The organism is Opitutus terrae PB90-1, from assembly GCF_000019965.1.
Lineage (GTDB): Bacteria > Verrucomicrobiota > Verrucomicrobiia > Opitutales > Opitutaceae > Opitutus > Opitutus terrae.
This window is the reverse complement of the sequence record NC_010571.1, coordinates 3278650-3304976: the sequence shown is the minus strand read 5'-3', so window position 1 is coordinate 3304976 and position 26327 is coordinate 3278650. Positions and strand designations below refer to the sequence as shown.

24 protein-coding genes and 1 tRNA gene are annotated in these 26327 nt (G+C 66.5%); 14 read left to right on the top strand and 11 right to left on the bottom strand.

The annotated features are described in order from the left end of the window. Positions 1-14 precede the first annotated feature (14 nt). Together OTER_RS13010 and OTER_RS13005 are read left to right on the top strand one after the other, a co-directional pair. Complete coding sequence (locus tag OTER_RS13010) at positions 15-557, top strand: RNA polymerase sigma factor (RefSeq protein WP_012375386.1); 543 nt, start codon at positions 15-17, stop codon at positions 555-557. Next, entirely contained in the window at positions 539-913 is a 375-nt protein-coding gene (locus OTER_RS13005; RefSeq protein WP_012375385.1) for a hypothetical protein, read from the top strand. The genes OTER_RS13010 and OTER_RS13005 overlap by 19 nt, the downstream gene beginning before the upstream one ends. A gap of 63 nt (positions 914-976) precedes the next feature. Here OTER_RS13005 and OTER_RS13000 read toward each other — a convergent pair whose 3' ends face one another. After that, the gene (locus OTER_RS13000) at positions 977-2362 is read right to left on the bottom strand and encodes a thymidine phosphorylase (protein ID WP_012375384.1); all 1386 of its coding nucleotides are present in this window, start codon (positions 2360-2362) and stop codon (positions 977-979) included. 645 nt (positions 2363-3007) lie between these two features. Between OTER_RS13000 and argS the strand changes: the two genes are divergently transcribed. The 8 genes from argS to OTER_RS12960 all read left to right on the top strand — a co-directional run bounded on the left by argS (position 3008) and on the right by OTER_RS12960 (position 13190). Next, positions 3008-4780 carry an arginine--tRNA ligase gene (gene argS, locus OTER_RS12995; protein ID WP_012375383.1) on the top strand — a complete coding sequence of 591 codons (1773 nt, stop codon included), beginning with the start codon at positions 3008-3010 and terminating at the stop codon, positions 4778-4780. A 284-nt stretch (positions 4781-5064) separates the two neighbouring features. Next, positions 5065-5814, top strand: coding sequence for a DUF4339 domain-containing protein (locus tag OTER_RS12990; RefSeq protein ID WP_012375382.1), 750 nt, complete (start codon positions 5065-5067; stop codon positions 5812-5814). 22 nt (positions 5815-5836) lie between these two features. Then, entirely contained in the window at positions 5837-7462 is a 1626-nt protein-coding gene (locus OTER_RS12985; protein WP_012375381.1) for a YihY/virulence factor BrkB family protein, read from the top strand. A 199-nt stretch (positions 7463-7661) separates the two neighbouring features. Beyond that, complete coding sequence (locus OTER_RS12980) at positions 7662-9323, top strand: peptidylprolyl isomerase (protein ID WP_012375380.1); 1662 nt, start codon at positions 7662-7664, stop codon at positions 9321-9323. A gap of 559 nt (positions 9324-9882) precedes the next feature. Then, the gene (locus OTER_RS12975; protein ID WP_012375379.1) at positions 9883-11385 is read left to right on the top strand and encodes a TolC family protein; all 1503 of its coding nucleotides are present in this window, start codon (positions 9883-9885) and stop codon (positions 11383-11385) included. Between the two features lie 199 nt (positions 11386-11584). Further along, positions 11585-12157 (top strand): hypothetical protein, encoded by a 573-nt coding sequence (locus OTER_RS12970; protein WP_012375378.1) that lies wholly within the window; start codon positions 11585-11587, stop codon positions 12155-12157. A gap of 37 nt (positions 12158-12194) precedes the next feature. Further along, positions 12195-12701, top strand: a complete 507-nt coding sequence (locus OTER_RS12965) for a hypothetical protein (protein WP_012375377.1) — start codon at positions 12195-12197, stop codon at positions 12699-12701. A gap of 9 nt (positions 12702-12710) precedes the next feature. Next, positions 12711-13190, top strand: a complete 480-nt coding sequence (locus tag OTER_RS12960) for a hypothetical protein (protein WP_012375376.1) — start codon at positions 12711-12713, stop codon at positions 13188-13190. A gap of 109 nt (positions 13191-13299) precedes the next feature. Here OTER_RS12960 and miaA read toward each other — a convergent pair whose 3' ends face one another. The 4 genes from miaA to OTER_RS12940 form a co-directional block, all read right to left on the bottom strand. Continuing rightward, complete coding sequence (miaA, locus tag OTER_RS12955; protein ID WP_012375375.1) at positions 13300-14223, bottom strand: tRNA (adenosine(37)-N6)-dimethylallyltransferase MiaA; 924 nt, start codon at positions 14221-14223, stop codon at positions 13300-13302. Continuing rightward, positions 14220-15122 carry a GGDEF domain-containing protein gene (locus OTER_RS12950; protein WP_012375374.1) on the bottom strand — a complete coding sequence of 301 codons (903 nt, stop codon included), beginning with the start codon at positions 15120-15122 and terminating at the stop codon, positions 14220-14222. The genes miaA and OTER_RS12950 overlap by 4 nt, the downstream gene beginning before the upstream one ends. Before the next feature lie 157 nt (positions 15123-15279). Beyond that, the gene (gene trpA / locus OTER_RS12945) at positions 15280-16080 is read right to left on the bottom strand and encodes a tryptophan synthase subunit alpha (RefSeq protein WP_012375373.1); all 801 of its coding nucleotides are present in this window, start codon (positions 16078-16080) and stop codon (positions 15280-15282) included. A gap of 171 nt (positions 16081-16251) precedes the next feature. After that, positions 16252-17025 carry an endonuclease/exonuclease/phosphatase family protein gene (locus OTER_RS12940; RefSeq protein WP_012375372.1) on the bottom strand — a complete coding sequence of 258 codons (774 nt, stop codon included), beginning with the start codon at positions 17023-17025 and terminating at the stop codon, positions 16252-16254. Positions 17026-17131: 106 nt separating this feature from the next. On the opposite strand from OTER_RS12940, the gene OTER_RS12935 reads away from it, so the two are divergent. The 4 genes from OTER_RS12935 (at position 17132) to OTER_RS12920 (ending at position 19985) form a co-directional block, all read left to right on the top strand. Beyond that, a tRNA-His gene (locus OTER_RS12935) sits at positions 17132-17208 on the top strand. Between the two features lie 81 nt (positions 17209-17289). Then, on the top strand, positions 17290-18084 hold the full coding sequence (locus tag OTER_RS12930; RefSeq protein WP_012375371.1) for a YdcF family protein: 795 nt from the start codon (positions 17290-17292) through the stop codon (positions 18082-18084). 89 nt (positions 18085-18173) lie between these two features. Beyond that, positions 18174-18812 carry a DUF47 domain-containing protein gene (locus OTER_RS12925; protein WP_012375370.1) on the top strand — a complete coding sequence of 213 codons (639 nt, stop codon included), beginning with the start codon at positions 18174-18176 and terminating at the stop codon, positions 18810-18812. 108 nt (positions 18813-18920) lie between these two features. Then, positions 18921-19985, top strand: coding sequence for an inorganic phosphate transporter (locus OTER_RS12920; protein WP_012375369.1), 1065 nt, complete (start codon positions 18921-18923; stop codon positions 19983-19985). Positions 19986-20084: 99 nt separating this feature from the next. Here OTER_RS12920 and OTER_RS12915 read toward each other — a convergent pair whose 3' ends face one another. The 6 genes from OTER_RS12915 to pstC all read right to left on the bottom strand — a co-directional run bounded on the left by OTER_RS12915 (position 20085) and on the right by pstC (position 26299). After that, positions 20085-21290 carry a sensor histidine kinase gene (locus OTER_RS12915; RefSeq protein ID WP_012375368.1) on the bottom strand — a complete coding sequence of 402 codons (1206 nt, stop codon included), beginning with the start codon at positions 21288-21290 and terminating at the stop codon, positions 20085-20087. A 25-nt stretch (positions 21291-21315) separates the two neighbouring features. Then, a complete protein-coding gene (locus OTER_RS12910) occupies positions 21316-22002 on the bottom strand; it encodes a response regulator (protein ID WP_012375367.1) in 687 nt (228 codons plus the stop codon). Beyond that, positions 21977-22657, bottom strand: coding sequence for a phosphate signaling complex protein PhoU (gene phoU, locus OTER_RS12905; protein ID WP_012375366.1), 681 nt, complete (start codon positions 22655-22657; stop codon positions 21977-21979). The genes OTER_RS12910 and phoU overlap by 26 nt, the downstream gene beginning before the upstream one ends. A gap of 114 nt (positions 22658-22771) precedes the next feature. After that, positions 22772-23650 carry a phosphate ABC transporter ATP-binding protein PstB gene (gene pstB, locus OTER_RS12900; protein ID WP_012375365.1) on the bottom strand — a complete coding sequence of 293 codons (879 nt, stop codon included), beginning with the start codon at positions 23648-23650 and terminating at the stop codon, positions 22772-22774. Positions 23651-23654: 4 nt separating this feature from the next. Then, a complete protein-coding gene (gene pstA, locus OTER_RS12895; protein ID WP_012375364.1) occupies positions 23655-24695 on the bottom strand; it encodes a phosphate ABC transporter permease PstA in 1041 nt (346 codons plus the stop codon). Beyond that, complete coding sequence (pstC, locus tag OTER_RS12890) at positions 24692-26299, bottom strand: phosphate ABC transporter permease subunit PstC (RefSeq protein WP_012375363.1); 1608 nt, start codon at positions 26297-26299, stop codon at positions 24692-24694. The genes pstA and pstC overlap by 4 nt, the downstream gene beginning before the upstream one ends. Between the last annotated feature and the right edge of the window lie 28 nt (positions 26300-26327).

The following is a 26327-nucleotide window of genomic DNA, read 5'->3' as shown; positions in this document are numbered from 1 at the left end:
GGCTTCCGCCTTCCGTGACTCCCTCTGATTCCGACCTGATCGCGGGCGTACTCGCCCGGGACGACCGGGCCGCGTTCGGCGAACTCGTCCGCCGGCATCAGTCCATGGTCAGGAACTTCCTCCGTCACCTCACCCGCGGAGACATCGCCCTGGCCGATGACCTCGCCCAGGAAACCTTCATCCACGCCTATCGCCAGCTCGGCCGTTTTCGCGGTGACGCGCTCTTTTCCACCTGGCTGCTCGGCATCGCGCATAATCACTGGCGCAACGCCCGCCGCCGTCAGCGCGAGCACGTTGAGTTTTCGGAGCACCACCTGCCGGCCGGCCCGGCGGGCAACGCCTCGGCCGCCGTCGATCTGCGCCATGACTTGGCGACCGCGCTCCGCACGCTTTCCCCCGACGAGCAACTCGCGATCCATCTCGGCTACGAGCAAGGACTCTCGCACACCGAAATCGCCACGCTGGTTGACTGGCCCCTGGGCACGGTCAAAACTCACCTCGCGCGCAGCAAAGAAAAACTCCGCCACCTCCTCGCCGCATGGAACCCTCAAGCCTGAACGCTTCCCCCCAGGAAGACGCCGCGCTCACGGCAATGCTCCGCGCGCAGTCACCGGTCATCCCCGATGACGGTTTTTCGGCGCGCGTGCTCGCGGCCCTGCCCCCGCCGCAAACCGCGCGCGCCCGGTGGCCCTGGGTCGCGTACGTCGGCGGCGGCCTCGCCGGGGCGATCTTCATCGTCGCCCGCGCCGGCAGCTGGCCGGACCTTGTTGCCGGCACGAACCAGCTGGCCGGCGCGCTCTCCACCGTCGCTGCGCCCCTGACCGAGCCGTGGCTGGTGCTCGCGCTCATCCTCACCGCGCTCTCGCTCGTGATCACGCTGCCCTTCACGCAGCCGCGCTGGCGGCTCTGGTGAATAAAAAGGCCGACCGGCGATCCGGTCGGCCTGCGAGTGTGTTGGTGCTGAGTGGAACCTGGCTTACGCCACCCGCTCGACGATGAGCGGCGGCGGGGTCGGGCGCTTCGGCGCCAGCCGGTAGGCGTTCTTGAAATACTCCAGCGCCTGCTCGAGCTTCGCCTCGTCGTTGTAGTGAATCATCATCAGCGGCTCGCCCTGCTTCACCTGCGTGCCGACCTTCTTGATCTCCGACACGCCGACCGCGTGGTCGACCTTGGCGTGGCCGTGCGAATGCGCGCCGTGATTGTGATTGCCCGTGGGCGCCGCCGCCTCGACGCCGGCTCCCAGCAGATGCACGCCGCGCGCGATCATCGCCGCATTGATCGTATGCACATAGCCGCGCTTGGGCGCCGGCAGCTTCCGGATGTGCCGCGCCGCCGGGAATTTCTCCGGGTGGTCGATGAACATCGTGTCGCCGCCCTGCGCCTTGACCAGATCCTTGAACTTCTGGAGCGCGGAGCCGTCGGTCAGGTGCCGCTGCACCGTCTGCTTGGCGGAGAGCGTCGAGCCCGCCACGCCGGCGAGCCGCACGATCTCCATGCCGAGCTTGAGCACGAGTTCCTTCATGTCCTCGGGACCCTCACCCTTGAGCAACTGGATCGCCTCCTTGACTTCGAGCGAAGTGCCCACCGTGTCACCAAGCGGCTGATTCATGTCGGTGACCAGCGCGACGCAGCGGCGCTTCATCGAGCGGCCGACCCGCGTCATCGAACGCGCGAGCTGCTTCGCCTGCTCGAGATCCTTGATGAAGGAGCCGTTGCCCCACTTCACGTCGATCACCAAGCCTTCGGAGCCTTCGGCGAGTTTTTTCGACAGCACGCTGCCGGTGATCAGCGGCAGGCTCGGGATGGTGCCGGTTTCTTTCCGCAACGCATAGAACTTCGCGTCCGCCGGCGCCAGCGCATCGCTTTGCTGCACGATCGCGCCGCCGATCCGGGCCAGTTGATTCGTGAACTGCTCGATCGGCATCTGGCCCTTGAAGCCGGGGAATGCCCCGAGTTTCTCCAGCGTATTGATGACGTAGTCGTGCTCGACGCCGCACATCATCGGAACGATCACGCCGCTCGCCATCGCCAGCGGCACGAGCACGAGCGAGGTCTTGTCACCGACGCCGCCGGTCGAATACTTGTCGATCTTGGGCTTCGCGATATGCGAGAGGTCGATGACCTCGCCCGACAACATCATCTCTTCGGTGAGATCCGCGGTTTCCTGCGCGGACATGTTGGAGAAGTAGATCGCCATCATCAACGCTGCCAGTTGATGCTGAGGCATTTCTCCATCGAGCGTGCTGTCGATGATATAGCGAATCTCCTCTTGCGTAAACTCGCCGCCGTCACGTTTCTTTTCGATCAGATACTCGAACGTGGGCTTGATGAACCGGCGGGCCGGAATGGTGCGTTTCGTCATGTGGGTAGATTCTGGGCGGCCGTTGCGCCGCGGAGCGTAAAAGTTTGCGAGGAAACCCGCTTATGACAGATTGTCGAGCTAAAAAGCCGCCAGAGCAGTGACTTGGCGCACATTTCGCCGGCCGATTTTCGCGCTAAATATACGTCAGGTTGGCATCATATCAATCCGGCCCCCTCCCGATGCACGCCCCGTGAAATCGGAGCGTCTTACGGCCGCCCCCGAGCCTCCGGGCCTGGCGCTCACACGCACCGCCACCGTTCGCCTGCAGCTCGGCTGCATCAGCGCGATGCTGCCCTGCGCTGGATCTCGACGCAGAGTTCTCGACGCGGCCACCCTGAGTTTCGGACGTGGCCCTGCGCGTGAGCGCAGGGGGAGGACCGCGTCAGACGCACCACCGGCCTCGCTGCTCACCAGACTGTGCGAAAACGCACGTCGACACACTCCGATCCGCGGCCGCGGGACGCCACCCGTCTTTATAGAGCGGATCCCAACGCTCCGCAGCCGAAGTCCCCTCTCGAGAGGGGTGCCCGAAGGGCGGGGGGTGTGGGTTGGAGCTGCGAGCCGGCCTCCGGATCCAGCCATCAGGCGCCTATGCCTGCGTCGAAAAGCTTGCGCGGCGGCCGGGCGCACGGGTGTAGTCGTGAAATGCACGTCCCGTTCAGCCTGGTCGACGAACTCGACCGCGTTCTCAAATCCGCCGCGGCAGCCGCCGGGTTCGATGCCGCGGCCTTCTCGCCCGAGGTGCGGGTCGCGGACGCGCAACACGGCGATTATCAGGCGAACGGCGTCCTCGGCTATGCCAAGTCCCGCAAACAGAACCCGCGTGCGCTCGCCGAAAAACTGGTCGCCGCGCTGCCCGCCGAATTCACCCAATCCACCCGCGTCACCATCGCCGGCCCGGGGTTCATCAACTTCACCCTGGCGCCCGGTTCCCTGCTCGCCTGGCTGCGTACCTACGCCACCGCGGAGCAGCTCGCGGCCGGCGCCGCGGCGGATCACGCGGGCCAGACCTGGGTCGTCGACTACAGCTCACCCAACACGGCCAAGCAGATGCACGTCGGCCATCTCCGCTCCGCCGTCATCGGCGAGGCGATTTGCCGGCTCCTCGCTTTCACCGGCGCGCGCGTGATCCGCGACAACCACCTCGGCGACTGGGGCACGCAGTTCGGCAAGCTCATCTACGGCTACAAGCGCTGGGCCGATCCCGCCGCGCTCGCCGCCGATCCGATCGAGGAGCTCGAACGGCTCTACAAGCTCGGACACCACGCCACCCCCGAGGGCTCGCCCGAACTCGAGGAGGCGAAACGCGAGCTCGTCAAACTGCAGTCCGGCGACCCCGAAAACGTCGCGCTCTGGAAAAAATTCAGCGAGGTCAGCCTCGGCGCGTTCCAGCAGATCTACGACCGGCTCGGCATCCACTTCGATCACCACCTCGGCGAAAGCTTCTACAACGACAAGGTCGAGCGCGTGTATGGCGAACTCACCGACATCGGCCTCGCCGAAAACAGCGACGGCGCGCTGGTCGTCTTCCATGACGAGCATCCGCGCTTCAGTCGCAACGCCGAGCGGCCCAATCCGTTCATGGTCCGCAAGGCCGACGGCGCCAGCGGCTACGCCTCGACCGACCTCGCCACTGCGTTGTATCGGACGGAGCACTTCCAGGCCGATGGCATCGTGATCGTGACCGATTTCCGCCAGTCCGATCATTTCGAGCAGCTGTTTCTCACCGTGAAAAAATGGTTCGCCGCGAAAGGCTACCGGCTGCCGCAGCTGCATCACGTCACCTTCGGCGCGGTCACGGGCGAGGACGGCAAGGCACTGAAGACCCGCGACGGCGGCACGATCAAGCTCAAGGCCCTGCTCGACGAGGCGGTCGAACGCGCGTTCGCGATCGTCTCCGAAAAAAATCCCGAGCTCCCCGAGGACGAGCGGCGCGCGATCGCCGAAGCCGTCGGCGTCGGCGCGGTGCAGTACGCCGACCTGTCGCAGAATCGCAGCAGCAACTACGTGTTTTCCTGGGAGAAAATGCTCAGCCTCGAGGGCAACACCGCGCCATACCTGCTGTACGCCGTCGCGCGGATTCACTCCATTTTCCGCAAGGCCGGCGCCACGCCCGGCGAGCCCGCCACGGAGTCGGCCGCGACGGAGCCCGAAACGCCCACCGAGATCGCGCTCGCGCGCAAGCTGCTGAAATTCCCCGACGCCGTCCGGCTCGCGACTGAAACGCTCCGGCCGCACTTCCTCTCGCTCTACCTGTTCGAACTCGCCGGCGACTACAGCACGTTCAACAACGCCGATCGCGTACTGGTCGACGATCCCGTCATTCGCGCGCGCCGGCTGCTGCTATGCTCGCGCACGCTGTTGATCCTCGAAACCGGCCTGCGCCTGCTCGGCCTCCGTCCGCTGACGCGGATGTGACGAAGGAGTCTAGAGTCCAGAGTCTAGAGCTGAGCCGGAGTGAGGAGTGAGTTGAGAGATGAGTGTTGAGAGTTGAGAGGAGGAGCGGAGCAGCGCGGGCTGCGGCGTTGTTGGGAAGATCCACGCGACCTGGTCCGCTCGATCGACAAGCGCTCTGCCTCTCAACTCTCATCCCTCAACTCTCAACTCCTATCAGCTCTCAGCTCTGGACTCTCAGCTCTCGACTCGCTCGCCCCCCACTAATCGCTTGCCGCTTCCGCCGGCTCGCGCCAGCGTCGCACTCCATGGCGACGCAGGAATTCTACATTCGTGGCGAGACAGATACCGAAGCCCGTGGGCCGTTCAACCTCGAGCAGCTTACCTCCCTCGCCGAATCCGGCCAAGTCACCCCCGCGACGCTTTTCTACGACGCCACCACCGAGCAGTGGACGGCGATCGAAACCAATGCCGAGGTGCGGTCGCTGCTGTTTCCCGAAAAGAAGAAGCTCTCCGTCCGCGCAAAACAGCAGCTCAACACGCTGAACCAGGAGCAGGCCGACGCCGCCCCGATCACCGTCAATGACATGCTGGCGGCCGCCGAAGGCCGGACCGCGGACACGAAGGACAAACGCGACCCCATCCTCGCCATGGCGCGCGCCGCCGCGATCGGACGGTGGTCCGCCATCGTCGCGCTCGTGCTCGCCGCGGCCGGCGAGATGCTGCCCGCCACGGAGGCGATCACGTCGATGGCCGTGAGCAAGATCCTCGCGCAGCCGCTGGTTATCCTCGGCGCGATCGACCTGCTGCTCGCCGTGATGTTGGTGCTCGGCGTCGTCTCGGTTTATCCGCTGGTGCGTTTCCGCGCCGCTCTCGGCCTCGGTTTTCTCGGCTTCATTTTTTGGACACAGGGCCAGGCGCTGCCCTTCCTCGCCTGCACCGCCGCCTCCGTCGGGCTGTTCGGCTGCACCGTAGCCGTCAGCCTGCTGCCCGTACTCATCGCCGCGGTCCTGGCCGTCGGTGGGTTCGCCTTCGTCGCGCTGCATTTGCTCTCCTGACGCAGCCGGACAGCGTTTCGCCATGTTCCGTCTGGCTGATCGCTGGCGACGATTCCTGGCCTTGTACCGCAAGGAAATCTGGCAGCCCGGCCAGTTGCAGGAGCGTACGCCGCGCGGCATGCTCTACGCGCTGCTGCGGATCGTCTCGATCACATGGACGGTTTTCTGCGAAACGAAGGCCGCCAGCCGCGCCGCCGCACTGAGCTTCAGCTCCCTTCTCGGCCTGGGTCCGCTGGTCGCACTCACCGTCCTGATCGCCGGCTTCGCCCTCAACAAGGATGATCCGAATCTCGCCGCCAACGCGCTGAGCCGCCTCATCAACTTCGTCGCGCCGCAGGTCGGCCAATACAGCCGGCTCGACGAGGAGCGCGCGTCACGACCTGCCGGGAGCGCGCGCGTCTCGCCCGCTCCGGTCGAAGCTGCGGGCGAGACGCCCGCGCACCCAGGCTCCGCCTCCGCCGCGCCGACCGCTGCCCCGACGGCGCCCGCGCCGCCCCGGTTGGAAGCCCGGCCCTTCCCCGACGTCCGGCTCAATCCCCGCCTCGTGCAGATGATGAACAACTTCATCAACCAGGGCCGCTCCGGGTCGGCGGGTACGGTCGGCTTCTTCGGCTTGGTGATCATCGTGCTGCTGCTGTTCAAAACGGTCGAGGACACGTTCAACGAGATCTGGGGCGTGCGCAGCGGTCGCGGCGTGCTGATGCGGATCGTGTACTACTGGACCACGCTCACGCTGGGCGCCGTGCTGTTCTTCGCCTCCGTGACGCTGTTGAGTGCCGGCGCGTTCTTCAGCGTATTCAACAACGCCCTCGCCGACCTGCCGTTCTCCGCGCAAATGGCCGCGATGCTGCAATGGTCGCTGCCCGCGCTTTCGTTCACGCTCGTAGCGCTGCTGCTCACGATTTTCTACCGGGTCATTCCGCACACCCGCGTGTTCTGGCGCTCGGCGTTCACCGGCGCGATCGTCGTCGCCGCGCTGCTGATGCTGAACCATTATCTCGCGTTCCTTTATGTGCGACGCGTGATCCTCACCGAAAGCCTCTACGGCTCGCTGGGCCTGCCGCTGGTGATGATGTTCGGCTTGTACATCTTCTGGCTCTACGTGCTGATCGGCGGCCAGATCAGCTACGCGGTCCAGAACGTCCATTTCCGCAACAGCCAGGCCGCCTGGGGCAACCTCTCGCAATCGATGCGCGAGCGATTGCTGCTGGTGGTCCTGCTGACGATCTGCCGGCGGTTTCGCGACTGCCGCCCCCCGATGACCACCTCCGAACTCGGCGAGATGATCAAGGTGCCGACCCAGATTCTCAACGAGTGCCTCAACCGGTTGGCCGACCTGCAGCTCGTGACCGCGGTCCCCCCGCGGACACCCGACGACCCCACGGACCTGCGCTATCAACCCGCGCGACCGCTGAACCGGATCACGCTGCGCGACTTCAAGCGGCTCGATGACGATTTTGGCGACAACCCCATGGTCGGCGCGCTGGAGCATATCGATCCGGTCGTCGCCCATTACCGGCAGGCCGTCACCCATACGACCGAAAGCGATTTTTTCTCGAAGTCGCTGGAGGACCTGCTTGCGGAACATCCGTTCGACGCGCCGCGGCTTCCGGACGGCGCCGGCGCACCTCCGGCCGCGAACGGCTGAGTGGCACGGGCGTCCCGCCCGTGAACGCGGGCCCCGCGCCGCAACCACGGCGAGACACCCATGCCACGTCACCGTCAGGCGGCCCCGCGCCACCAGCCCACCTTCCCGCCGCTCAAAAGCGGATCTGCGCCCCGGCCCCCGCACCCACTTCACCCTTGCCAGTGCGTCGCGCCAACCTAGCGTCGGCGGCTCTCTCCCGATGATTTCCTGGATCCAGAAATATTTCCACCGCCACTTCAAAGTGATCTTCCTGCTCGTCCTGGGCGCGATGGCGATCCCGCTGGTGTGGGTGTTCAATCCTTCTTCCGGCACGCACGCGGAGCGGCAGGTGCTCGAACGCCGGGTCTTCGGCTACAATCTCGGCTCGGCCGAGGATCAGGCGCGGCTCTTCGGCGACGCCGGACTCAGCGCCCAGCTGCAAATGGGCTATCCGGTCGACGGCGCGGAGCTCCAGGATTACGCGTTCCAGCGCGCCGCCTCGCTCCAGCTCGCCGAGCAGCTGCACCTTCCCCCGGCGACCCAGCAGGAGATCACTGACGCGATCAAGTCGCTGCGCATCTTCGCGGGCGCCGACGGCCAGTTCGACGCGCAGCGTTACGCCACGTTCCGTGATTCCCTGAAATCGAACCGCGCCGGTTTCAACGAAGCCAGTGTCACCCGCGTCCTCTCCGACGACGTGCGCATCAACAAAGTGCAGCGGCTGATCGCCGGGCCTGGCTACGTGCTGCCGGCCGAGGTCCGGATGCAGCTCGAACAGGCCGACGCGAGCTGGACGCTCGGCGTCGCCACGATCGACTATGCGGGCTTCAATCCCACGATTCCCGCGACCGACGAGCTCCTGACCAAGTTTTACGAGGAGAACGCGTTTCGCTACGAGATCCCGCCGCGCGTCGTCGTCGATTATGCCGAGTTTTCGCTGCAGGCCATTTTGCCGACGATCCAGGTGACCGAGGCCGAGGTGCGCGCCTTCTACGACGCGAACCCGGCGCGTTTCCCCAAGCCGGCCGCCGACGCCAAGGCGCCCGCCAAGACCGATCCCGCCGTGGATTACGCCGCCGTGCGGCCCCAGGTGGAAGCCGCGCTCAAGCAGGAACGCGCCCGCCGGATCGCGGCGAAGAACGCCTCTGACTTCGCCTACTCGCTGTTCGAGAAAAAGCTGAAGCCCGGCATCCCCGAGTTCACCAGCTACCTCGCCGCGCAGGGCATCACGCTGAAGTCGCTCGCGCCGTTCACGCGCGAAGCCGGTCCCGCCGAATTCGGCGGCAGCCAGGAAATCGCCGGCGAAGCGTTCAAGCTCGGTCCCAACCATAGGATCTCCGATGCGCTCACGGCTCCGACGGGTTCTGTCGTGCTCTTCTGGCAGGACCTGCAACCCTCCCGCAAACCCGCCTTCGTCGAGGTACGCGAGCAGGTCCTCGCCGATTACCGCGAGAGTGAGAAGCGCAAGCGCTTCGTCGAACTCGGCCGCACGATCCGCAGCGCGATCGAGAGCCGGGTCAAGGCCGGCGCCAACTTCACCGATGCGGTGGCCGCCGCCGCCAGCGCGAACACCGTGAAGATCGAGGCGAAGATGCTCGCACCCTTCACGCGCCGGCAGCCGCCGCAGGATCTCGACTACACGGTTTACGGTGCCCTCGAGCGGCTCGATAAGGGCCAAGTTTTGGACATGATGATCGCGCGCGAACACGGGCTGATCGTCTACGCGGCCGACAAAAAGGTGCCCGAGGCGTCGGAGGCCAATCCTCAGTTTGCCGCGGCGCGCACCCAGCTCGCCATGGCCACCGGCCGCGTCGGCGCCAGCGCATATCTGAACGAGGTGGTCACCGAGGAGCTCAAGAAATCCGAGCCGACCCCGCAGTAAACCGCGACCCTCTGCCACGCCCGCGGAGCATCTCATTTTTCCGACCTGGGCGGAACGCCCATGCCACGTGGGACGGGCGTCTCGCCCGTGGGTTTGCAGGAAGCGAGATGCGCCCTCATGCCCGCGGATTTCCGCCCGGGCATTATCCGTTCAGCTCAGGGCCGGCCTCTGCCGGCCCTTTGTTTTCGGTGCGCCCGAGCGCGCCGCTGCGCCAAGCGTCGCGCCGTTCATCTGAGGGCCGGACCGTTCACCACGTTTGCTCTCGAATCCGCCGCGCGTTCCCCCGAGATTTTGCGGCCTCATGAGCCCGGCCCGTACACCTTTCTCGCATTTTGAGCCGAGGCACCCGCATCGTCTCGTCCCCGCGCTAGGTCGCTCCTGCGCCAACGGCCCGTGCGGTCCGACTTTCGCCGGTGAAACTTTCTGCCCCGCGCCCCGTCTCACGCGCCATGTCGAGCGAGTTCCCGGATCGGGTCATTGGCGTCATCACGGCGCCGCCAGCGAGTAACTTTTCGACACCGCTCGTGTTCTCCCCCTCACTTTGACGGCTCTTCCTCTCATGTCCCGCTTCACCGCTCGTGTGTTCGCCCTGATCCTCGCCGCTTTCACCGGCTTCGTTTGCGCCGAGGAGCCCGCCGCTCCGCCGCCGCTCGCCACCGCGCCGACCCTCACCGTCGAGGAATGCATCGTCCGGGCGCTGGAGAAGAATTTTTCCATCAAGGTGCAGTCGTTCTCCTCCGATGTCGCGCGCGAATCACTCGCTGTCGCCCAGGCGGCATTCGAGCCCACGTTCACCGCGAGCCTCGACCGCCGGTTCACGCAGGACGCGCTCGTCCTCGGCGGCGCGCGCAACGACTACTCCAGCGCCCGGCTCGGCGTCTCCCAACTCGTCCCCACCGGCGCCCGCCTCAACGTCAGCACCAATCTCGATCGCAACGCCGGCAGCTTCACGTCCGGCACCGGCCGCTACACCTCCGGGCCGTTCAATCCGATCTACGGCAACGACGTCGTCCTCACCGTCACGCAGCCGCTGCTTCGCGGCGCCGGACTCGCGGTCAACCGCGCCGCCATCGAGCGCACCAAACTCGGCGTCGAAATCGCCCACCTCGATCTGCAGGGCCAGGTGCTCCAGGTGATCCGCGACACCGAAGCCGCCTACTTCAATTTGGTCTTCGCCCGCGAACAGCTCGCGGTGAAACAGCACAGCCTGCGGCTGGCCGAACGGCTCTACGAGGAGAACAAGACCCGCAAGCTCACCGGCGTCGCGACGGATCTCGACGTGCTCACCGCCGAAGTCGGCATCGCCAACGCGCGCAACGGCGTGGTCGTCGCCGAGCAGGGCGTGCACAACCGCGAGGACGAATTGCTCGCGCTGATCGGCCAGTTCGAGTTCGACAGCTCCCTCGGCACCGTCGGGCTGACGCCGTATCACGAGCCCACGCCGTCCTTCGACCTGTCCTACAAGCTCGCGCGCGACAATCAACCCGACTTCCTCGCGACGCAGACCGTCATCCGCCAGCTGGAGATTGATGCTCGCAACGCGCGCAACTCCCGGCTGCCCACCCTCGATCTCGACGGCGCCGTGGGCTACAGTGGCGTCGATCGTTCCTATCGGGGCGCGGTCGACCGCACCTCCAACGGCGAAGCCGAAAACTGGCAGCTCGGCCTTTCGGTCTCCGTGCCTTGGGGGCTGCACGCCGATCGTGCGCGCTATCGCGCCGCGCTCGCGTCGCTCCGTCAGCAGGAAACGCGGCTGCGCCAGCTCGACCAGAATCTGCTCGTGCAGGTGCGCACCGCCGTGCGCGCCGTCGAAACCAATCAGCAGAGCGTCGAGATCAACGCCAAGGCCACCGAGCTGGCGACGCGCCAATACGAACTCGAGCTCGCCCGCTTCAAGGCCGGCCTCTCCACCAGCCGCCAGGTGCTCCAGATCCAGGACGACCTCGAGACGACCCGCGTGAACGAGTTGCTCGCGCGCGTCAATCTGCGCATCGCCATCGCGAATCTTCATCAGCTCGAGGCCAGCTCGCTGCAGCGCTATCACGTGGCCGTCGGCCAGTAACCCGCCACGCCCGCCGTTTGGGTGGAGGCGCGGTCGCCACCCCCGCGGCTTCGTGGCACGGGCATCTTGCCCGTGTCCGTCTGAGCGAGCCTCGTGGGCATCTTGCCCGTGTCGGAAACGCGCGCTGCGCCCGCTCGCACCGTCGCGATCGTTTGTGCCTCGTCAACCCGCCCGTTTCCCGCCAATACGACGGGCGGCGATGAATACCCCACTCGGCATCCGGATCGCGATCTGGACATGGTTTTTTGCCGCGCTCGCCGCCGGGCGGTTCGCGCTGTGGCAGCAAGCCCCCGCGCTGGCTCTGCCCGCCACGCTCTTCATCCTCGCCGGCCTGCTCGTGCTCGCCTACCGGCTCGTCCCGCCTTTTCACACCTGGGTCGACGGCGCCGGCCTGCGGATGCTGGTGTTGCTGCACGCCACGCGCTTCGTCGGCTTTTACTTCCTGGTCCTGCAACAACGGGGCGACCTCCCGGCCCGGATCGCCGTGCCCGGCGGACTTGGCGATTGCACGGTTGCGCTCTTCGCAATCCTCCTCACCGCGCTGCCCTTGGCCGAGCCGACGCGACGGCGCGCGATCGCGATCTGGAATGTCGCCGGCTGTGCCGATCTCGTGTGGGTGGTGGTCAGCGCCGTGCGGTTGGAACTCGCCGCCCCCGGCTCGCTGCAGCCGTTCACCCACCTGCCGCTGAGCCTGCTGCCAACGTTTTTGTATCCGCTCCTGTTGGCCGTTCATGTGGCCGTGTTCGCGCGGCTCGCGCGCGCGCCTCGCTGACGCGGCCCTGCCGGATGGGAAGTCTGCGTCTTCGCCCGTGCGCCTGCTCGCCGTCAACTCCACTCGCCGCCGCGGTTTCACGCTGCTCGCATTGGCAGTCGCGTTCGCGGCGGTCAGCGTCGTGCTGGCCCTCGCCGTACCCGCAGCCGGCCTGCTGCTCGACCGCGCCCGGACCCGCGCCCTGGAAAAGGACCTGAAGTCCTTCGCCGCCGCCTTCCAGAACTACGCCCTGCGCCAGGGCGACTGGCCGGTCGGTGACGGCACACCGGCAGCCATCCCGCCGGGGATGGAAGACGAACTGCGCGAGAGCGACTGGCCGCGCCGCTCGCCGATCGGCGGCCACTACGCGTGGGAAACCGACAGTCGCCACCAAGGCACACGCTATCGCGCCGTGATCGTGATCGCCTCCACCCCCGACAGCCCCGTGCTGGACCATCGCGACCAACTTGCCGCCATCGATCGCGGACTCGACGACGGCGATCTCGCGACGGGCAATTTTTTCCTCGGTTACGGCAACCAGCCGACATTCGTGCTGGAACGCTGATTCGCCATCATGTCCGACGGCCCCCCCGTTAACCTCAGCCCAGACCCGTCGCCGCCCGGCGGGCCGACCAAGCCACGTCGCTCGTCCGCGCGGCGCCGCACCCTCGCGTTCGCCCTTCTCGCCGGCTGCGTGCTGCTCAACGCCTACACGTTCCTCGTCGCGACCCGGCACACGGAACTCAATGCGCGTCCGCTCGTGCACTTCCTCACCGACGCCGATGAACTGAACGCGCAGCGGCATTCGGCCGCGGGCCGGTACGCGACCGGCAGCACGCCGGGCGACCGACGCATCGAGATTCGCGCCGACGGACGCCTCCAGTTTGCGCGCGTCGTCGGCTCCGGCGAACGGATCCTCGGCGAGGATTCTTACCGGATCGGCCGCATCGACTCCGGCGCGGTCTGCCTGGCGACGCCACGTCACGGCGTCATCGAGATCCGGAACATCGATACGATCGTCTACTACAACGACGTCTATCGCCGGCAGCCGTGAAGCCAGCGGCCTGCTGGGAGCGTGGTCGTCCCGCCTGCTCCGGGCCGAAGATGCGGGCGAGACGCCCGCGCTCCCAGGCGCTTTGCGGCGACGCGCCCGAACACCGCCGTCAAAAGTCGAACAACCCGCCCGCGTCCCGCAGCACCGCCGCGTCGACTCGTCGATGATCGGGCAACTGCGTGCGGAACCACGTGCGCTGTTTTTTCACCAGCGCCCGCGTGTTCTTCTCGATCTCGGCCGCGAGACTCGCTGCCGGCAGACGTCCCTCGAGCAGGTCGATCACCTCCCGGTAGCCGATCGCGCGAGCGGCGCTCGGATTCTCCTTCAATCCGGCCGGGAGCAGGCGCTTCACTTCATCGACCAGTCCGGCGGCCAGCATCGCTGCCACGCGCGCCGCGATCCGCTGGTTCAACTCCACCGGATCCCGGTCGAGCACGGTCAGCCGCGCGTCCCAATCCGCAAACGGCCCCGGCTGTCGCGCGAACGCCGCGCTCAGCTCCGCGAGCGTGCGACCCGAAGCGAGGCAGCGCTCCAGTGCGCGCACCACCCGCCGCGGATTCGCCGTGTCCAGCGCGCCCAGCCCGGGTGGATTCAGCTGCCGCAACCGCTCCACGGCCGCCGCCGGTGTGAGCGCCGCCACTTCCGCTCGGACCGCCGCGCTGACCTCGACGTCGTCGGCCACGGGACCGAAAAATGCCTTCAGATAAAACCCGCTGCCGCCGACCACCAACGCCTCCCGGCCGCGCGCCGCGATCTCCGTCAACGCGCGCCGCGCCGCGGCCACGTAGCCGGCGATGTTCATCGCTTCGCGCACGTCGCACACGTCGACGAGGTGATGCGGCACGCGCGCCAACTCGCCCGCCGTCGGCTTCGCGGTGCCGATATCCATCCCGCGGTAGAACAGCAGCGAATCGCACGAGACGATCTCCGCGTTGTGCGCCTCAGCCCAGCGCAGGGCCCATTCGGTCTTGCCGACCGCGGTGCAGCCCGCGAGCACGCGCAGCCGCGGCTTGTCCGTGGACGCGGCGTTCACGACGACCCGGCCGCCCACACCCGGTCCCGACCGGCCGCTTTCGCCGCGTAGAGCGCGCGATCGGCCGCCGCGATCAGCGTCTCCTCGGAGTCGGCATCGTGCGGCAGCGCCGCGGCACCTGCACTCACCGTGACCACCAGCTGCACACCGTTGCCGAGCGCGATCGGCGTGCGCCGCACCGCCGCCCACATCCGCTGCGCCGCTTCGAGCGCCGCCGCGCGGTCGGACTCGACGACGATCAGCGCGAACTCCTCGCCGCCGAACCGGGCCAGCCGGTCGACGCTGCGGGCTTCCGCACTCATCCGCCGCGCCACCTCGCGCAGCACCGTATCGCCTGCCGGATGACCGTGCGTGTCGTTGATCGCCTTGAAATGGTCGATGTCCACCATCACCAGCCCGATCGGATGCTCGAAACGCCGCGCGCGATCCCGTTCCTCCGCCAGTTCGCGGTCGAACTCGCGGCGATTGAGCAGCCCCGTGAGCTGATCGTGCGTCGCCAGCTGCCGCATCGCCTCAAGCGTTTCGCCGAGTTTCAGCGCGTAACGCAACGACCGCTCCAGGGAACGTGACGAAATTTCGCCCTTCACCAGATAGTCGAGCGCGCCCGCGTTCATCGCCTCGATGTCGACCTCCGGCGACGATTCCGCCGTCAGAAAGATGATCGGCGTCCGGCACCCCGCCGCGACGGCTTGTCGGATCAGCTCGAGTCCATTGCGCGGGCCCAGCTGATAATCGAGCAGGCACGCGGCGAACCCGCCCGTGAGCAACTCCGCCAGCCCGGCGTCGAAGGTCTCGGCCCAGTGCAGCTCGAAACGCTCGCCCTGAAACTTTCCAAAGTGCGCCTGCGCGAGTCGGTATTGCAGGCGGTCGTCGTCGATCAGGAGAATTTTCCGGGTCATCCGCGGAGTCTGGGTTTCAGGGGCGTTTGATCCTAAGAACCGGCGTGCGCCGCGCGCAAGCCGCAGATTAGGCCGACACGAGACCGGAAGAGCGAACCGCCCAACAGGTGGAGCGCATTGCTCTCAACGCGCTTTTCCAGCCCGCAGCCGATCGCCGTCAGCGCTTCGTGCCGGCGACGAGATCGCCTGCCACCGCCGCGAGCTTCGCGGTGATCCGCTCGGGCGAGCCCAGGTTCTCGCGAATGCAGTTCACGAGCGCGCTGCCCACGACCACCCCGTCGGCGACGGCCGCGACCTGCCGCACCTGCTCACGGTTCGAAATCCCAAAACCCACAACCACCGGCAGCGCCGTGTGCCGCCGGATGGCCGCCACCGCCTCCGGAATGTTGGCGGCGACCCGCTCCTGCACGCCGGTCACGCCCTCGCGCGACACATAGTAGATGAAACCGGTTGCCGCCTGCGCGATCTTCGCGATGCGTTCCGCCGGCGAGGTCGGCGCCACGATATACACGCTCTGCACGCCGTGCGCGCGGCACGCGGCGGAAACCTCGTCGGACTCCTCCGGCGGCAGGTCCAGCGTAAGCAGTCCGTCGACGCCCGCCTCTTTCGCGGCGCGCACGTAGGCGTCGATCCCGTGCGCGAAAACCAGATTGTAGTAAGTGTAGAAAACGATCGGCACCTCGCTGAATTCGCGGATTCGCCGCACGAGCCGGAACACGTCGGCCGCGGTCATTCCGCTCTCCAACGCGCGCTGCGCGGCCAGCTGGTTGGTCAACCCGTCCGCCAGCGGATCCGAAAACGGCACGCCGAGTTCGAGCAGATCCACGCCGCTGGTGATCACGGCGCGGCACGCCGCAAGCGAGGTGTCGAAATTCGGATCACCCGCGCAGAGATAGGCGATGAAGGCGGCGCGGTTCTGCGCTTGCGCGCGCTGGAAGGCTTGGGCGATGCGGGACATGTGCCCTTGATCGGCGCAAAATCCGGTCCGGGGCGCAAAGGGAAAATCGGCTGACGTCAGACAGTCGCAGCCGCTTTCGCGCAGGACAGCCGCAGCGCGGCGCCGGTGCCACGGGCGTCTCGCCCGTGTACGCTCCTCCCTTTGTTACTTCCCACTTCGCACTTTCCTCCCTTACGGCAGCGTGAAGTCCACCGCCACGGGCCGGTGATCCGAGAGGAAGCAGCGCACGATCTCGCAGTGGCTCGCATTGCACGCGCCCGGCAGGAACACGAAATCCAGCAGCCGCCCCGGCAGCGGGGAGGGAAACGTACGGCCTTTCGTGGGGTGCAGCACATACTCGCCGTAATCCGAGAGGTGACTCAGCAACGCCGCCGTGGCGTCCGCGCTCGTGCCCGGATTGTTGAGGTCGCCGCACACGATCGCCGGCACGCGCCAGCGGCCCCGCGAGTGTTCCTGTTTTTCCCTCAGCCAGGCCAGCAGCCGGCCGATCTGGCGGATCCGGTGCTCGCGCGAGCTGAAATGCAGGTGCACGTTGACCAGCGGCATGACCCGGCCCGCGACGTCGATCTCGGCGAACAGAAATCCTTTTTCGCCGACCCGCCGCTGCCCAAACACCACCGTCTCGCTGTAGGAGATCGGGTAACGCGACAACAGCGCGTTGCCGTAGCTGAGGTTGAGCAAGCCCGCGCGGCGGTTATGGATGCCGAACACCGCGTGCTCGAATCCCGCGTGCAGCCGGAGATATTCGAGGTGGTCGAAGTTGCCTGCCCACAGCGAGCGCTCGTCGACCTCCTGCAGCGCCACCACGTCGGGTTTCAACTCGCCGATCAAACGCGCGATCTTCCGCAGGTTGGCCTTCAGCTTCTGCGGCGTGGTCAGGCCCTGGATCGGCGCCAGCCCGCGACCATGCGCGATGTTGAAGGTGACGAGCCGTACCCGGGACATGCCGGCAATGAAAGCAGATCCGGTCAAAGTTGCGAGGCCGGGGCGACGACTCCGAACTAGGGGTTGACAGCCGTCCGCCTACCTCTGAATTTCCCCAACCCTCACGGCGGCCATAGCTCAGTTGGTTAGAGCACAAGATTGTGGATCTTGGGGTCGCGGGTTCAAGTCCCGTTGGCCGCCCCATTTCCGCCCGCGGCGTCCACCCGCGAGCGCGCGCCAGGAAAAGCTTTTGAACCGACGCGGCTCCCGTCAGAACGAGCAGCGATGTTCCTGCTGAAGAAGTTCGTGTCGTTCTGGCTGATGCCCGTGCCGCTGAGCCTCACCCTGCTGCTCGTCGGGCTCTGGCTGCTTTCCGCACGGCGGCGGCCGCGACTCGGCCGATGGCTGATCCTCGGCGCGCTGGCTTTTCTCCTGCTCGCTAGCAACCGCGCGGTCAGCCTCTGGCTCATCCGGCCCCTGGAGACAACTTATCCGGCCATTCCGGAGTTTGCGCCGGCCACCGCTCTACCGCCGAATCTCGCCGGCTGCCAAGCCGTCGTGGTACTCGGCGGCGGACACAGCGACTCGCCGACACTCTCCGCGGTCAACCAGCTCAGCGAGTCCGCCCAAGGCCGGCTGCTCGAAGCCTATCGCATCCTGCGCGCGCTCCCGCCGGAGGCGCGGCTGATCGTCTGCGGTCGCGGCGGACCCAACCGCCCGAGTCATGCGTCCGTGCTCGCCCAGGCCGCGACGTCACTCGGCGTTTCCCCACACCGGATCGTGCGACTCGACACGCCGCGCGACACCGAAGACGAAGCGGCGCAGCTGCGCGAGCTGCTCGGTCGCGACACGCCGTTCGCGCTGGTGACCTCCGCGTGGCACCTGCCGCGGGCGACGGCGCTGATGCGCGGCGCCGGCCTGCGGCCCGTCCCCTGCCCCGCCAATTTCGCGGGGAAACCCGGCGCCCCGTTCGAATGGCTGGATCTGCTCTGCGGGCTCGACGGACTCGATCGCAGCACCAAGGCGATTCGCGAACGGCTCGGCTACGTCTGGTCGGCCCTGCGCCGAAAGACTGCTTGATTCGCGCCGTGCCGGCGGCTGCTAAGCCCCGCCGAAACGGACGATTTGTTTCGCAATCTTCACCCCCAGCATTACTCAGGCGCATACCTATGCAGTGGTTCAAAAGAATCTTCGGCAAAGAGGACAAATTCTTTGATTTGCTCGAGGCCGGAGCCGAGGAGGCGAAGACCAGCGTGAACCTCCTGGCGCGTTACCTGCAGGCGCTGGCCGCCGGCGGTCCGCAGCCCAATCTCGACGATTTCGTGCAAACCCGGCGCAAGGAGAAGCGGATCCGCTACGGGATGCAGGAGGAGCTTAGCAAGACCTTCGTCACCCCACTTGAGCGCGAGGACATCGAGGCGCTTTCCTTCGCCCTGTACCGGATTCCCAAGGCCATCGAGAAGATCGTGGAGCGGCTTTCCATCTATCCCGGTCGCGTGCCACACACCGCTTTTCAGCGCCAGACCGAGTTGCTCAACCTCGCCTGCGAGGCGGTGGTGTTCATGGTCAAACAGCTGCGGCGCGGCACGCACATCGAGAAAATCCGCGAAGCCAACGACCGGCTGCAGTATGCCGAGGGCGAAGCCGACAAGGTGATGCTCGGGCTGCTCAAGGACCTCTACCACGGCCCCTACGAACCCAAGGAGCTCGTCATTCTGCAGGAACTTTACGAGATGGTGGAACAGACCGTCGACCGCTGCCGCAACGCCGGCAACATCGTGGTCCAGATCGTCCTGAAGTATTCCTAAGATGTCGCCGCGCTCTCGGGCTGCCAGCCACGGATCGCAGGCACTCCCCCTCGCCGTCAGCGACGCTCGGCGTCCGCTACGGATCGGGTCGGCCAGCGCACGGATGCCATGACGCTGTTCCTTTTCGTCCTGCTCGCCGCACTCGTCTTCGAGTACATCAACGGCTTTCACGACGCCGCCAACGCGATCGCCACGGTCGTTTCGACCAAGGTGCTCACGCCGCGCCAGGCCATCACGATGGCGGCGGTCTGCGACATGCTCGGGGCATTCCTGGGCACCGCGGTCGCCACCACGATCGGCAAAGGCATCGTCGACACGGGCGTGGTCACGATGCTGACCGTCCTCTGCGCGCTCATCGCCGCGATCCTGTGGGGCCTGCTCACGTGGTGGCTCGGCCTGCCGTCCAGCTCCAGCCACGCGCTGGTCGGCGGACTGTGCGGATCCGCGCTCGCCACGGCGCACGGAAATTGGAGCGTGCTCAAATGGTCCGCGTTCGATGCGCAGGGCGCCCATGTCGGACTCTGGCCGAAGATCGTCCTGCCGATGATCACCTCGCCGACGGTCGGTTTCATCGGCGGCGGACTGCTGATGCTGCTGCTGCTGATCGCACTGCACCGGGTCACCCCGCGGCGGGTGAATCAGATCTTCGGCAAGGCGCAGCTCGCCAGCGCGGGATTCATGGGCATCAGCCACGGCGCCAACGACGCGCAAAAAACGATGGGCATCATCACGCTCGCGCTGTTCACCGGGACGACGTCCGGCGCCTTCAACCAGCTGCCCTCCTGGCTGGGCTTCCTGCATACGCCGGAATTCTCCATTCCCAACTGGGTGATCATCACGTGCGCGCTGACGCTCGCGGCCGGCACGTCGGCGGGCGGCTGGCGGATCATCCGTACCATGGGCCACAAGATGGTGAAACTGCAGCCGGTCCACGGCTTCGCCGCGGAAACCACCGCGGCGTTGATCATCCACACGGCCACGAGCGTCGGCATGCCGGTCTCCACGACGCACGTCATCTCGACGTCGATCATGGGGGTGGGCGCCGCGAAACGGTTCAGCGCGGTCAAGTGGGGCGTCGTCGGCCGCATCGTCTGGGCGTGGGTGCTGACGCTGCCGGTCACCGGCCTGACCGGCTACTGGTTGCTGAAGCTGCTCCGCGCCGCGGGGGCGTGAGCTCGGTTGGTGGCCGGGGTCGATGACCCTGGCGGCGAGTGTTGAGTCTGGACCAACCGCCCGGGGTCGGTGACCCCGGCTACATCAGGACTGTGCGGCCTATCCGCGCGCGCTCGGCGCGGTGCCGTTCCCATTGGCTTCGGCCTCCGGCAGCGTGAAAAAGAACCGCGCGCCGCGACCGAGTTCGCTTTCCACGCGTACCTCGCCGCCGTGGGCCTGCACCAGATTCTTGACGATCGAAAGTCCCAGCCCGGTGCCGCCCTGCTCGCGCGACCGCGCCTTGTCGACACGATAGAACCGCTCGAACACGCGCGAACGTGCCTCCGCGGGAATTCCCGGCCCGTCGTCGCACACCGCGATCTCCACCATCGCAGCGCCGGTCGCGCGGCCCTGCACCACCACGCGTCCGCGCTCGCGGCCATACTTGATCGCGTTCTCGATCAGGTTGCCCAACACCTGACGCAGTTTCGCGGCGTCGACCTTTGCGCTCAGCCCGACGGGCACCTGGTTTTCCAGCGCGATCGCGCGCGGCTGCGCCAGCGTCAGCGCATCATCCAGCGCGTCCTGCACCGCGGCACGCAGGCCCACGGACCGGATGTCCAACTCCACCCGCTCGGCATCGAGCTTCGAGAGCGTCAGCAAATCGTCGATGAGCAAGCTGAGCCGGTTGGCGTGCTTGTCGATGATCTCGAGGAAGCGCGCGTTCACCGCCGGATCGTTCTTGCCGCCGTCGAGCAGCGTCTCCGCCGCGCTCTTGATCAACGAAAGCGGCGTGCGCAACTCGTGACTCACGTTCGCCACGAAATCCTGCCGGATCGCCTCGAGTTGCTGCAGCCGAGTGACGTCGTGAAACACCAGCACCGTGCCGACCTCCGCGCCGGTGGGCGAACGCAACGCCACCACGCTCACCTGCAGCACGCGCGGCTGCGGCCGTTCAATGCGAATCTCCTGCTCGATTGCCTTCGCCTCTTTGGCCGCCCGCGCCGCCAGCGCCGCGACTTCGTGGTGCCGCACCGCCTCGAGCAGCGTGCCGCCCGCCATCATCCGCGACATCCCGAACATCGTTTCCGCCGCTTCGTTCACGCGGGCGATCCGGCCAGTGGCATCGAGCACGATCAGGCCTTCGATCATGCTGTCGAGCATCGCTTCCATCCGCGCCGTCTGCGCGTGTTCCGTCTCCTCAAATCGTTCTTTCAACTCCGCCACCTCGCGGGCATGCCGCGCCACCTCTTCCCGGCGCCGGGCCTGCAGCCACCACGCCAGAGCAGCCAGGGCCAAGCACGCGAGGGTCAAGGCGATCGTCATGGGCGTGCGGGCCGAGCCAGGTCAGTCATTTTTCCGCCGTAAACCGGTAGCCCACGCCCCGAATCGTTTCCAGCAGGGACGCCGTTTCGCCGAGTTTTTCCCGCAACCGCCGCATATGCGTATCCACGGTCCGGCTGTCGATTGGGTTATCGTAACCCCAGACGTCCTGCAGCAAGCGGTCGCGCGTCTGCACCCGGCCGCGCCGCCGCGCGAGGATTTCCAGCAGCTTGAACTCCGTCGCGGTCAGCGTCACCGGCGCGCCGTCCACGGTCACCTGATGTCGCGGCACGTCGATCTCGAGCCCGCCGATCCGCAATTGCGCCAGCGGGTCATCGCTCGCCTTGGTGCGGGTCAGCAGCTTCTTGATCCGCAGCACGAGCTCGCGCGGGCTGTAGGGTTTCGTCACGTAATCGTCGGCGCCGAGCTCGAGCCCGAGCACGCGATCCATTTCCGCGGCTTTCGCCGTGAGCATCAGGATCGGGATCGCCGCCGTCGCCGGATCGCGCCGCAGGATTTTGCAGACCTCCAGCCCGTCCACCGCCGGCAGCATCAGATCGAGCACGATCAGATCCGGTGGGGCGGCGCGGACGGCCGCCAGCGCCTTGGCGCCGTCAGCGGCGAAGGACGGTGCGAAGCCGGCCTCGCGCAGCTTGAAGCCCAGCACCTCCAGCGCGTCGGGCTCGTCGTCAACGAGCAGGATTTTCGATTTCATTCGCCTTCAACCCAGTATGCCGGATATCTCGCGCCTCGTAAAGGTAGACGATTTCCTCGGCGATATTCGTCGCGTGGTCGGCGATCCGCTCCAGCCGCTTCGACACGGCCATCAGACCCAGACAGCGCGAAATCGTGGCGGGGCGCTCGATCATGAAGCTGGAGAGCTCGCGGTAGAGCTGCCGGTTCAATTCGTCCACCGCCTGGTCGCGCGGGACCACCGCCCGGGCTTTTTCCGGCTGCCGCTCGATGAAGGCGGTGATCGCGTCGCGCAGCATCTCCAGCGACATCGCCGCCATCCGCGGCAAATCGACATACGGTTTCAGTTGCGGCTCGCGGTTGAGCTCGACGACACGCCGCGCAATCGACACCGCCTCATCACCGACTCGCTCCAGGTTCTGGGAAATTTTCATCGCCACCGTGATCGAGCGAAGGTCCGTCGCCAGTGGCGCCTTCGCCAGGAGGTGAATCGCGAGATCGTCCACCTCGATTTCAAACTGATCGAGGATGTTGTCGTCCTCGTCGACCTGTGCGGCGAGCGAGTCGTCGCGTTCGACCAACGCGCGTATGGCGCGGGCCACGGCGGACTCCGCGTGGCTCGCCATCGCGAGCAGCGTCTCCTTCAGCTTGTTCTTCTCGTCTTCGAAGTGGGTCATGGGAAAGTGAGTCGAGAGGCTAGAGCTGAGAGTCTAGAGACATAACTTGGAGGTCGTCGGTGGGAAGATGGCTCATTCTCTGGGCTCTGGACTCTTGGCTCTGGACTTTGCTGGTCATCCAAACCGCCCCGACACGTAGGCCTCCGTCTGGGCGTTGGCGGGGTTGGTGAACAGGTCGCGGGTCACCCCAAACTCGATCAGCCGTCCCAGGTAAAAGAACGCCGTGTGATCGGAGACGCGCGCCGCTTGCTGCATGTTGTGCGTGACGATCACGATCGTGTAGCGCGCGCGCAGTTCCTGGATCAACTCCTCGATCTTGGCCGTGGCGAGCGGATCCAGCGCCGAGCACGGTTCGTCCATCAGGATGATCTCCGGTTCGACCGCAATCGCGCGCGCGATGCACAGCCGCTGCTGCTGACCGCCGGAGAGGCCGAGCCCGCTGAGGTGCAGCCGGTCCTTCACCTCGTCCCACAGCGCCGCGCCGCGGAGTGATTTTTCCACGATCTCATCGAGTCGCCCGCGATCCTTGATCCCCTGCAGCCGCAGCCCGAACGCGATGTTCTCGTAAATGCTCTTCGGGAACGGATTCGATTTCTGAAACACCATGCCCACGCGCTTGCGCAGTTCGATCACGTCGACGGCCGGCGCGTTGATGTCGGCCCCGTGGATCCGGATCGAGCCGCCGGTCACCCGCGCACCGTCGATCAGGTCGTTCATCCGGTTCAGACAGCGCAGCAGCGTCGACTTGCCGCAACCGGAAGGGCCGATGAACGCCGTGACGCGCTTCGCCTCGATCTGCAGCGAAATCTCGTGCAGCGCACGGTGCGATCCGTAGGAAAAATCGAGCCCCTGAATGTCGATGATCGGATTCGGCACGATCACGCGGGCATGGGCGGCAACGAGCGCCGAGGCCGGCCGTGAGGCGGCCGGCCCCGCAGCGAGAGCCGCGGCCGAGGACGAGGACGACGGGCGAGTGGATTCCATCAAGGTCATGGTTTCACCATCGGTAGCGGTGGCGCAGCCGGTTGCGCAGGACGATCGCCGCGGCTGCCGTGGCGGCGACCACGAGGAGAAAGACCAGCGCCGTGCCGTATTGCACCCGCTCCGTGTAGGCGTTTTGCGGGATCTTCGAACTCACGACGTAGATGTGATACGGCAGCGCCATCACGCCTTGGAAAACGAAGTCGGCGGCGTGCTCGACGTCCCACGGCAGCTTGTCACGGATCACGTAGGCCGCCGTGAACATGATCGGCGCGGTTTCGCCGGCGACGCGCGCGATCCCGAGAATCGACGACGTGAGAATTCCCGGCAGCGCATACGGCAGCACGTTCTTGCGGATCGTCTGCCACTTGGTCGCGCCCAGCGCCAGCGCGCCCTCGCGAAAACCTTTCGGCACCGCCTTCAGCGACTCTTCGCTCGCGGTGATCACGACGGGCAGGACCATGAAGGCGAGCGTGAACCACCCCGCCAGCAGCGAGACGTTCCAGCCCAAAAAGATCACGAACAGGCCGAAGCCGAAAAGGCCGAACACGATCGACGGCACGCCGGCGAGATTGACGATGGCGAGCCGCACAAACCGAATCCGCCGGCTGTCGCGCGCATATTCGTTGAGGTAGATCGCGGCGCACACGCCGAGCGCCAGCGCGATCGTCATCGATCCGACGACGAGGAGCACCGTGCCCGCGATCGCGGGGAAAATCCCGCCCGCCGAGTAGACGTAGCTCTCCGCTGCGATCGTGGGATTCCCGCGCTCCGCGCGAAACGCCCGGTACTCCCGGTCCCCCAGCTCGTAGTGCCGGCCCTCGTAGTCGAACACATACAGCGATTCCGGCGCTTGCGTGAAAAAGCGCACGTTCACGAAGGGTGGCTCGGTCTGGAACACCGTGCCCGCCCCCTTCCATACGATGTTGGCCAGCACCGCGGCCCCGCAGCCCAGCACGAGGTATGCACACAGCCGCAGCACCCAACGCACCGCCGCCTCCCCCACCCGGGTCCGGTTCGGTCGCGCCGCAAACGGATTGGTCAGGGTCGTGCTCATCCGGCGTTGATCCGATAGCGACGCACGATCTTCTGCGCCGCATAATTGATCGCGAGCGACAGCACGAACAGCAGCAGCCCGACGACGAACAAGGCGCGGTAGTGCATGCTGCCGCGGACCACCTCGCCCATTTCCTGGGCAATGATGCCCGTCATCGTGTGCACCGGCTGGGTGATGACGCCGAGGCCTTCCGAAAAATCCGGAATCGCGATCCGATTGCCCGCGCACAACAGCACGACCATGGTTTCACCGATCACGCGGCCGAACCCGAGCAGCACCGCCGAGACGATGCCGGAGAGCGCAGCGGGCACCGTGATCCGCACGATCGTCTGCAGCCGCGTGGCACCGAGAGCCAGGGACGCCTCGCGGAAGGATCGCGGCACGTTGTTGAGCGCGTCCTCCGCCAGCGTGAAAATCGTCGGCACCGCAATCAGCCCGAGCAGGCATCCCGCCGTCAGCGCGTTCAGCCGTTCGGCGATGGGGAATCCGGGCACCCACGATAGCCAGGGCAGCTGCGAGAGCGTCCGCAGGTGTTCGCCGAGAAACACGATGCCGAAAAATCCCAGCACCACCGACGGAAAGGCCGAGATGAACTCGATCCCCGGCTTGATCAGCCGCTGCTCGCTCGTCGATGCGAGCTGGTTCACGTAGATCGCCGCGCCCACGCCCAGCGGAACCGCCAGAGCCAGCGCGATCCCGGACACGAGCAACGATCCCGTCAGCAGCGGCAATACGCCGAAGCGGTCCTGCCAGAAACTCGCGGTCAGCCACTCGCGTCCGAAAAGGAACCGCGTGAACGCCTGCCACCGCGGCACCGGCGCCTGCCAGTCCCACTGCGCGAGCTCCTGTTCGACCTGCGGCAACCCCGCGATGTAGGTCCGCGCTGCGCGCTGAAAATCTGCCAACTCTCCCCGCAGTTCCGCCGTCGGCATCGCCGGAAGCGTGGCGATCGCGGCGGCGAGCTGGCGCTGAACCTCCGCGCTGGTTTCGCGATACAACGGCAACGTGCCCGTAAGCACCTGGACCTCGGCGCCGAAATCCACTTCGTCGATCTTCACCGCCGCCGCTTCCTCCGTCCGGCCCTCCGCGAGCAGCTGCGCGCGGTGCTCGCGCTGATCCTGCGAGACAGTGAACTTCGTCTTGATCGCGCTCGCCTGTTCGCCGAGATCGGAGACGAATCCGCGCAGCGGCTCGATCGCGTCACTGAATCCGCCGGCAAACGCATCGTAGTCCGTCAGCCGGGCGTTGGCCTCGGCGATCGGCAGTTTTTCGACCTGTAGCTCGTGCACCAGCGCATCCTGCCGGAGCCGCGCCAGCGCCCGCGTGAGCGCGGTGTGCTCGCTCTCGGCCCGACGGATGTAATCGACATACTCGAGTCCCGCCTGGCGATAGATCCGCAGATTCTCCAGGTTTTGGCCAAAGAAGCCCCCGCCCTCGCGCGCCAGGAACACGGTGATCAGCGTCAGCACCACAACGGCCACGAACGCGTTGCCGCCAAAAAACACCCGGATCGCGTCGTCCAGACTCAATCCGAGAAAGCGAATCCGCCGCCGCTCGATCGCGAATCGAGCAGGGGTGGCGGCGGTGGAACTCGCGGGAGGCATGTGTGCTTCAAGGGCAACTGGCGCCGCC

Bases quoted from the DNA above. Each gene is read 5' to 3' on its own strand.
- OTER_RS13000 (WP_012375384.1), bottom strand. From the start codon at position 2,362: ATGACGAAACGCACCATTCCGGCCCGCCGGTTCATCAAGCCCACGTTC.
- OTER_RS12960 (WP_012375376.1), top strand. From the start codon at position 12,711: ATGTCCGACGGCCCCCCCGTTAACCTCAGCCCAGACCCGTCGCCGCCC.
- argS (WP_012375383.1), top strand. From the start codon at position 3,008: ATGCACGTCCCGTTCAGCCTGGTCGACGAACTCGACCGCGTTCTCAAA.
- OTER_RS12910 (WP_012375367.1), bottom strand. From the start codon at position 22,002: ATGAAATCGAAAATCCTGCTCGTTGACGACGAGCCCGACGCGCTGGAG.
- trpA (WP_012375373.1), bottom strand. From the start codon at position 16,080: ATGTCCCGCATCGCCCAAGCCTTCCAGCGCGCGCAAGCGCAGAACCGC.
- pstA (WP_012375364.1), bottom strand. From the start codon at position 24,695: ATGAGCACGACCCTGACCAATCCGTTTGCGGCGCGACCGAACCGGACC.
- OTER_RS12925 (WP_012375370.1), top strand. From the start codon at position 18,174: ATGCAGTGGTTCAAAAGAATCTTCGGCAAAGAGGACAAATTCTTTGAT.
- OTER_RS12975 (WP_012375379.1), top strand. From the start codon at position 9,883: ATGTCCCGCTTCACCGCTCGTGTGTTCGCCCTGATCCTCGCCGCTTTC.
- OTER_RS12940 (WP_012375372.1), bottom strand. From the start codon at position 17,025: ATGTCCCGGGTACGGCTCGTCACCTTCAACATCGCGCATGGTCGCGGG.
- OTER_RS12915 (WP_012375368.1), bottom strand. From the start codon at position 21,290: ATGACGATCGCCTTGACCCTCGCGTGCTTGGCCCTGGCTGCTCTGGCG.
- OTER_RS12920 (WP_012375369.1), top strand. From the start codon at position 18,921: ATGACGCTGTTCCTTTTCGTCCTGCTCGCCGCACTCGTCTTCGAGTAC.
- pstB (WP_012375365.1), bottom strand. From the start codon at position 23,650: ATGACCTTGATGGAATCCACTCGCCCGTCGTCCTCGTCCTCGGCCGCG.
- OTER_RS13005 (WP_012375385.1), top strand. From the start codon at position 539: ATGGAACCCTCAAGCCTGAACGCTTCCCCCCAGGAAGACGCCGCGCTC.
- OTER_RS12985 (WP_012375381.1), top strand. From the start codon at position 5,837: ATGTTCCGTCTGGCTGATCGCTGGCGACGATTCCTGGCCTTGTACCGC.
- OTER_RS12950 (WP_012375374.1), bottom strand. From the start codon at position 15,122: ATGACCCGGAAAATTCTCCTGATCGACGACGACCGCCTGCAATACCGA.
- phoU (WP_012375366.1), bottom strand. From the start codon at position 22,657: ATGACCCACTTCGAAGACGAGAAGAACAAGCTGAAGGAGACGCTGCTC.
- OTER_RS12980 (WP_012375380.1), top strand. From the start codon at position 7,662: ATGATTTCCTGGATCCAGAAATATTTCCACCGCCACTTCAAAGTGATC.
- OTER_RS12970 (WP_012375378.1), top strand. From the start codon at position 11,585: ATGAATACCCCACTCGGCATCCGGATCGCGATCTGGACATGGTTTTTT.
- OTER_RS12930 (WP_012375371.1), top strand. From the start codon at position 17,290: ATGTTCCTGCTGAAGAAGTTCGTGTCGTTCTGGCTGATGCCCGTGCCG.
- pstC (WP_012375363.1), bottom strand. From the start codon at position 26,299: ATGCCTCCCGCGAGTTCCACCGCCGCCACCCCTGCTCGATTCGCGATC.
- OTER_RS12990 (WP_012375382.1), top strand. From the start codon at position 5,065: ATGGCGACGCAGGAATTCTACATTCGTGGCGAGACAGATACCGAAGCC.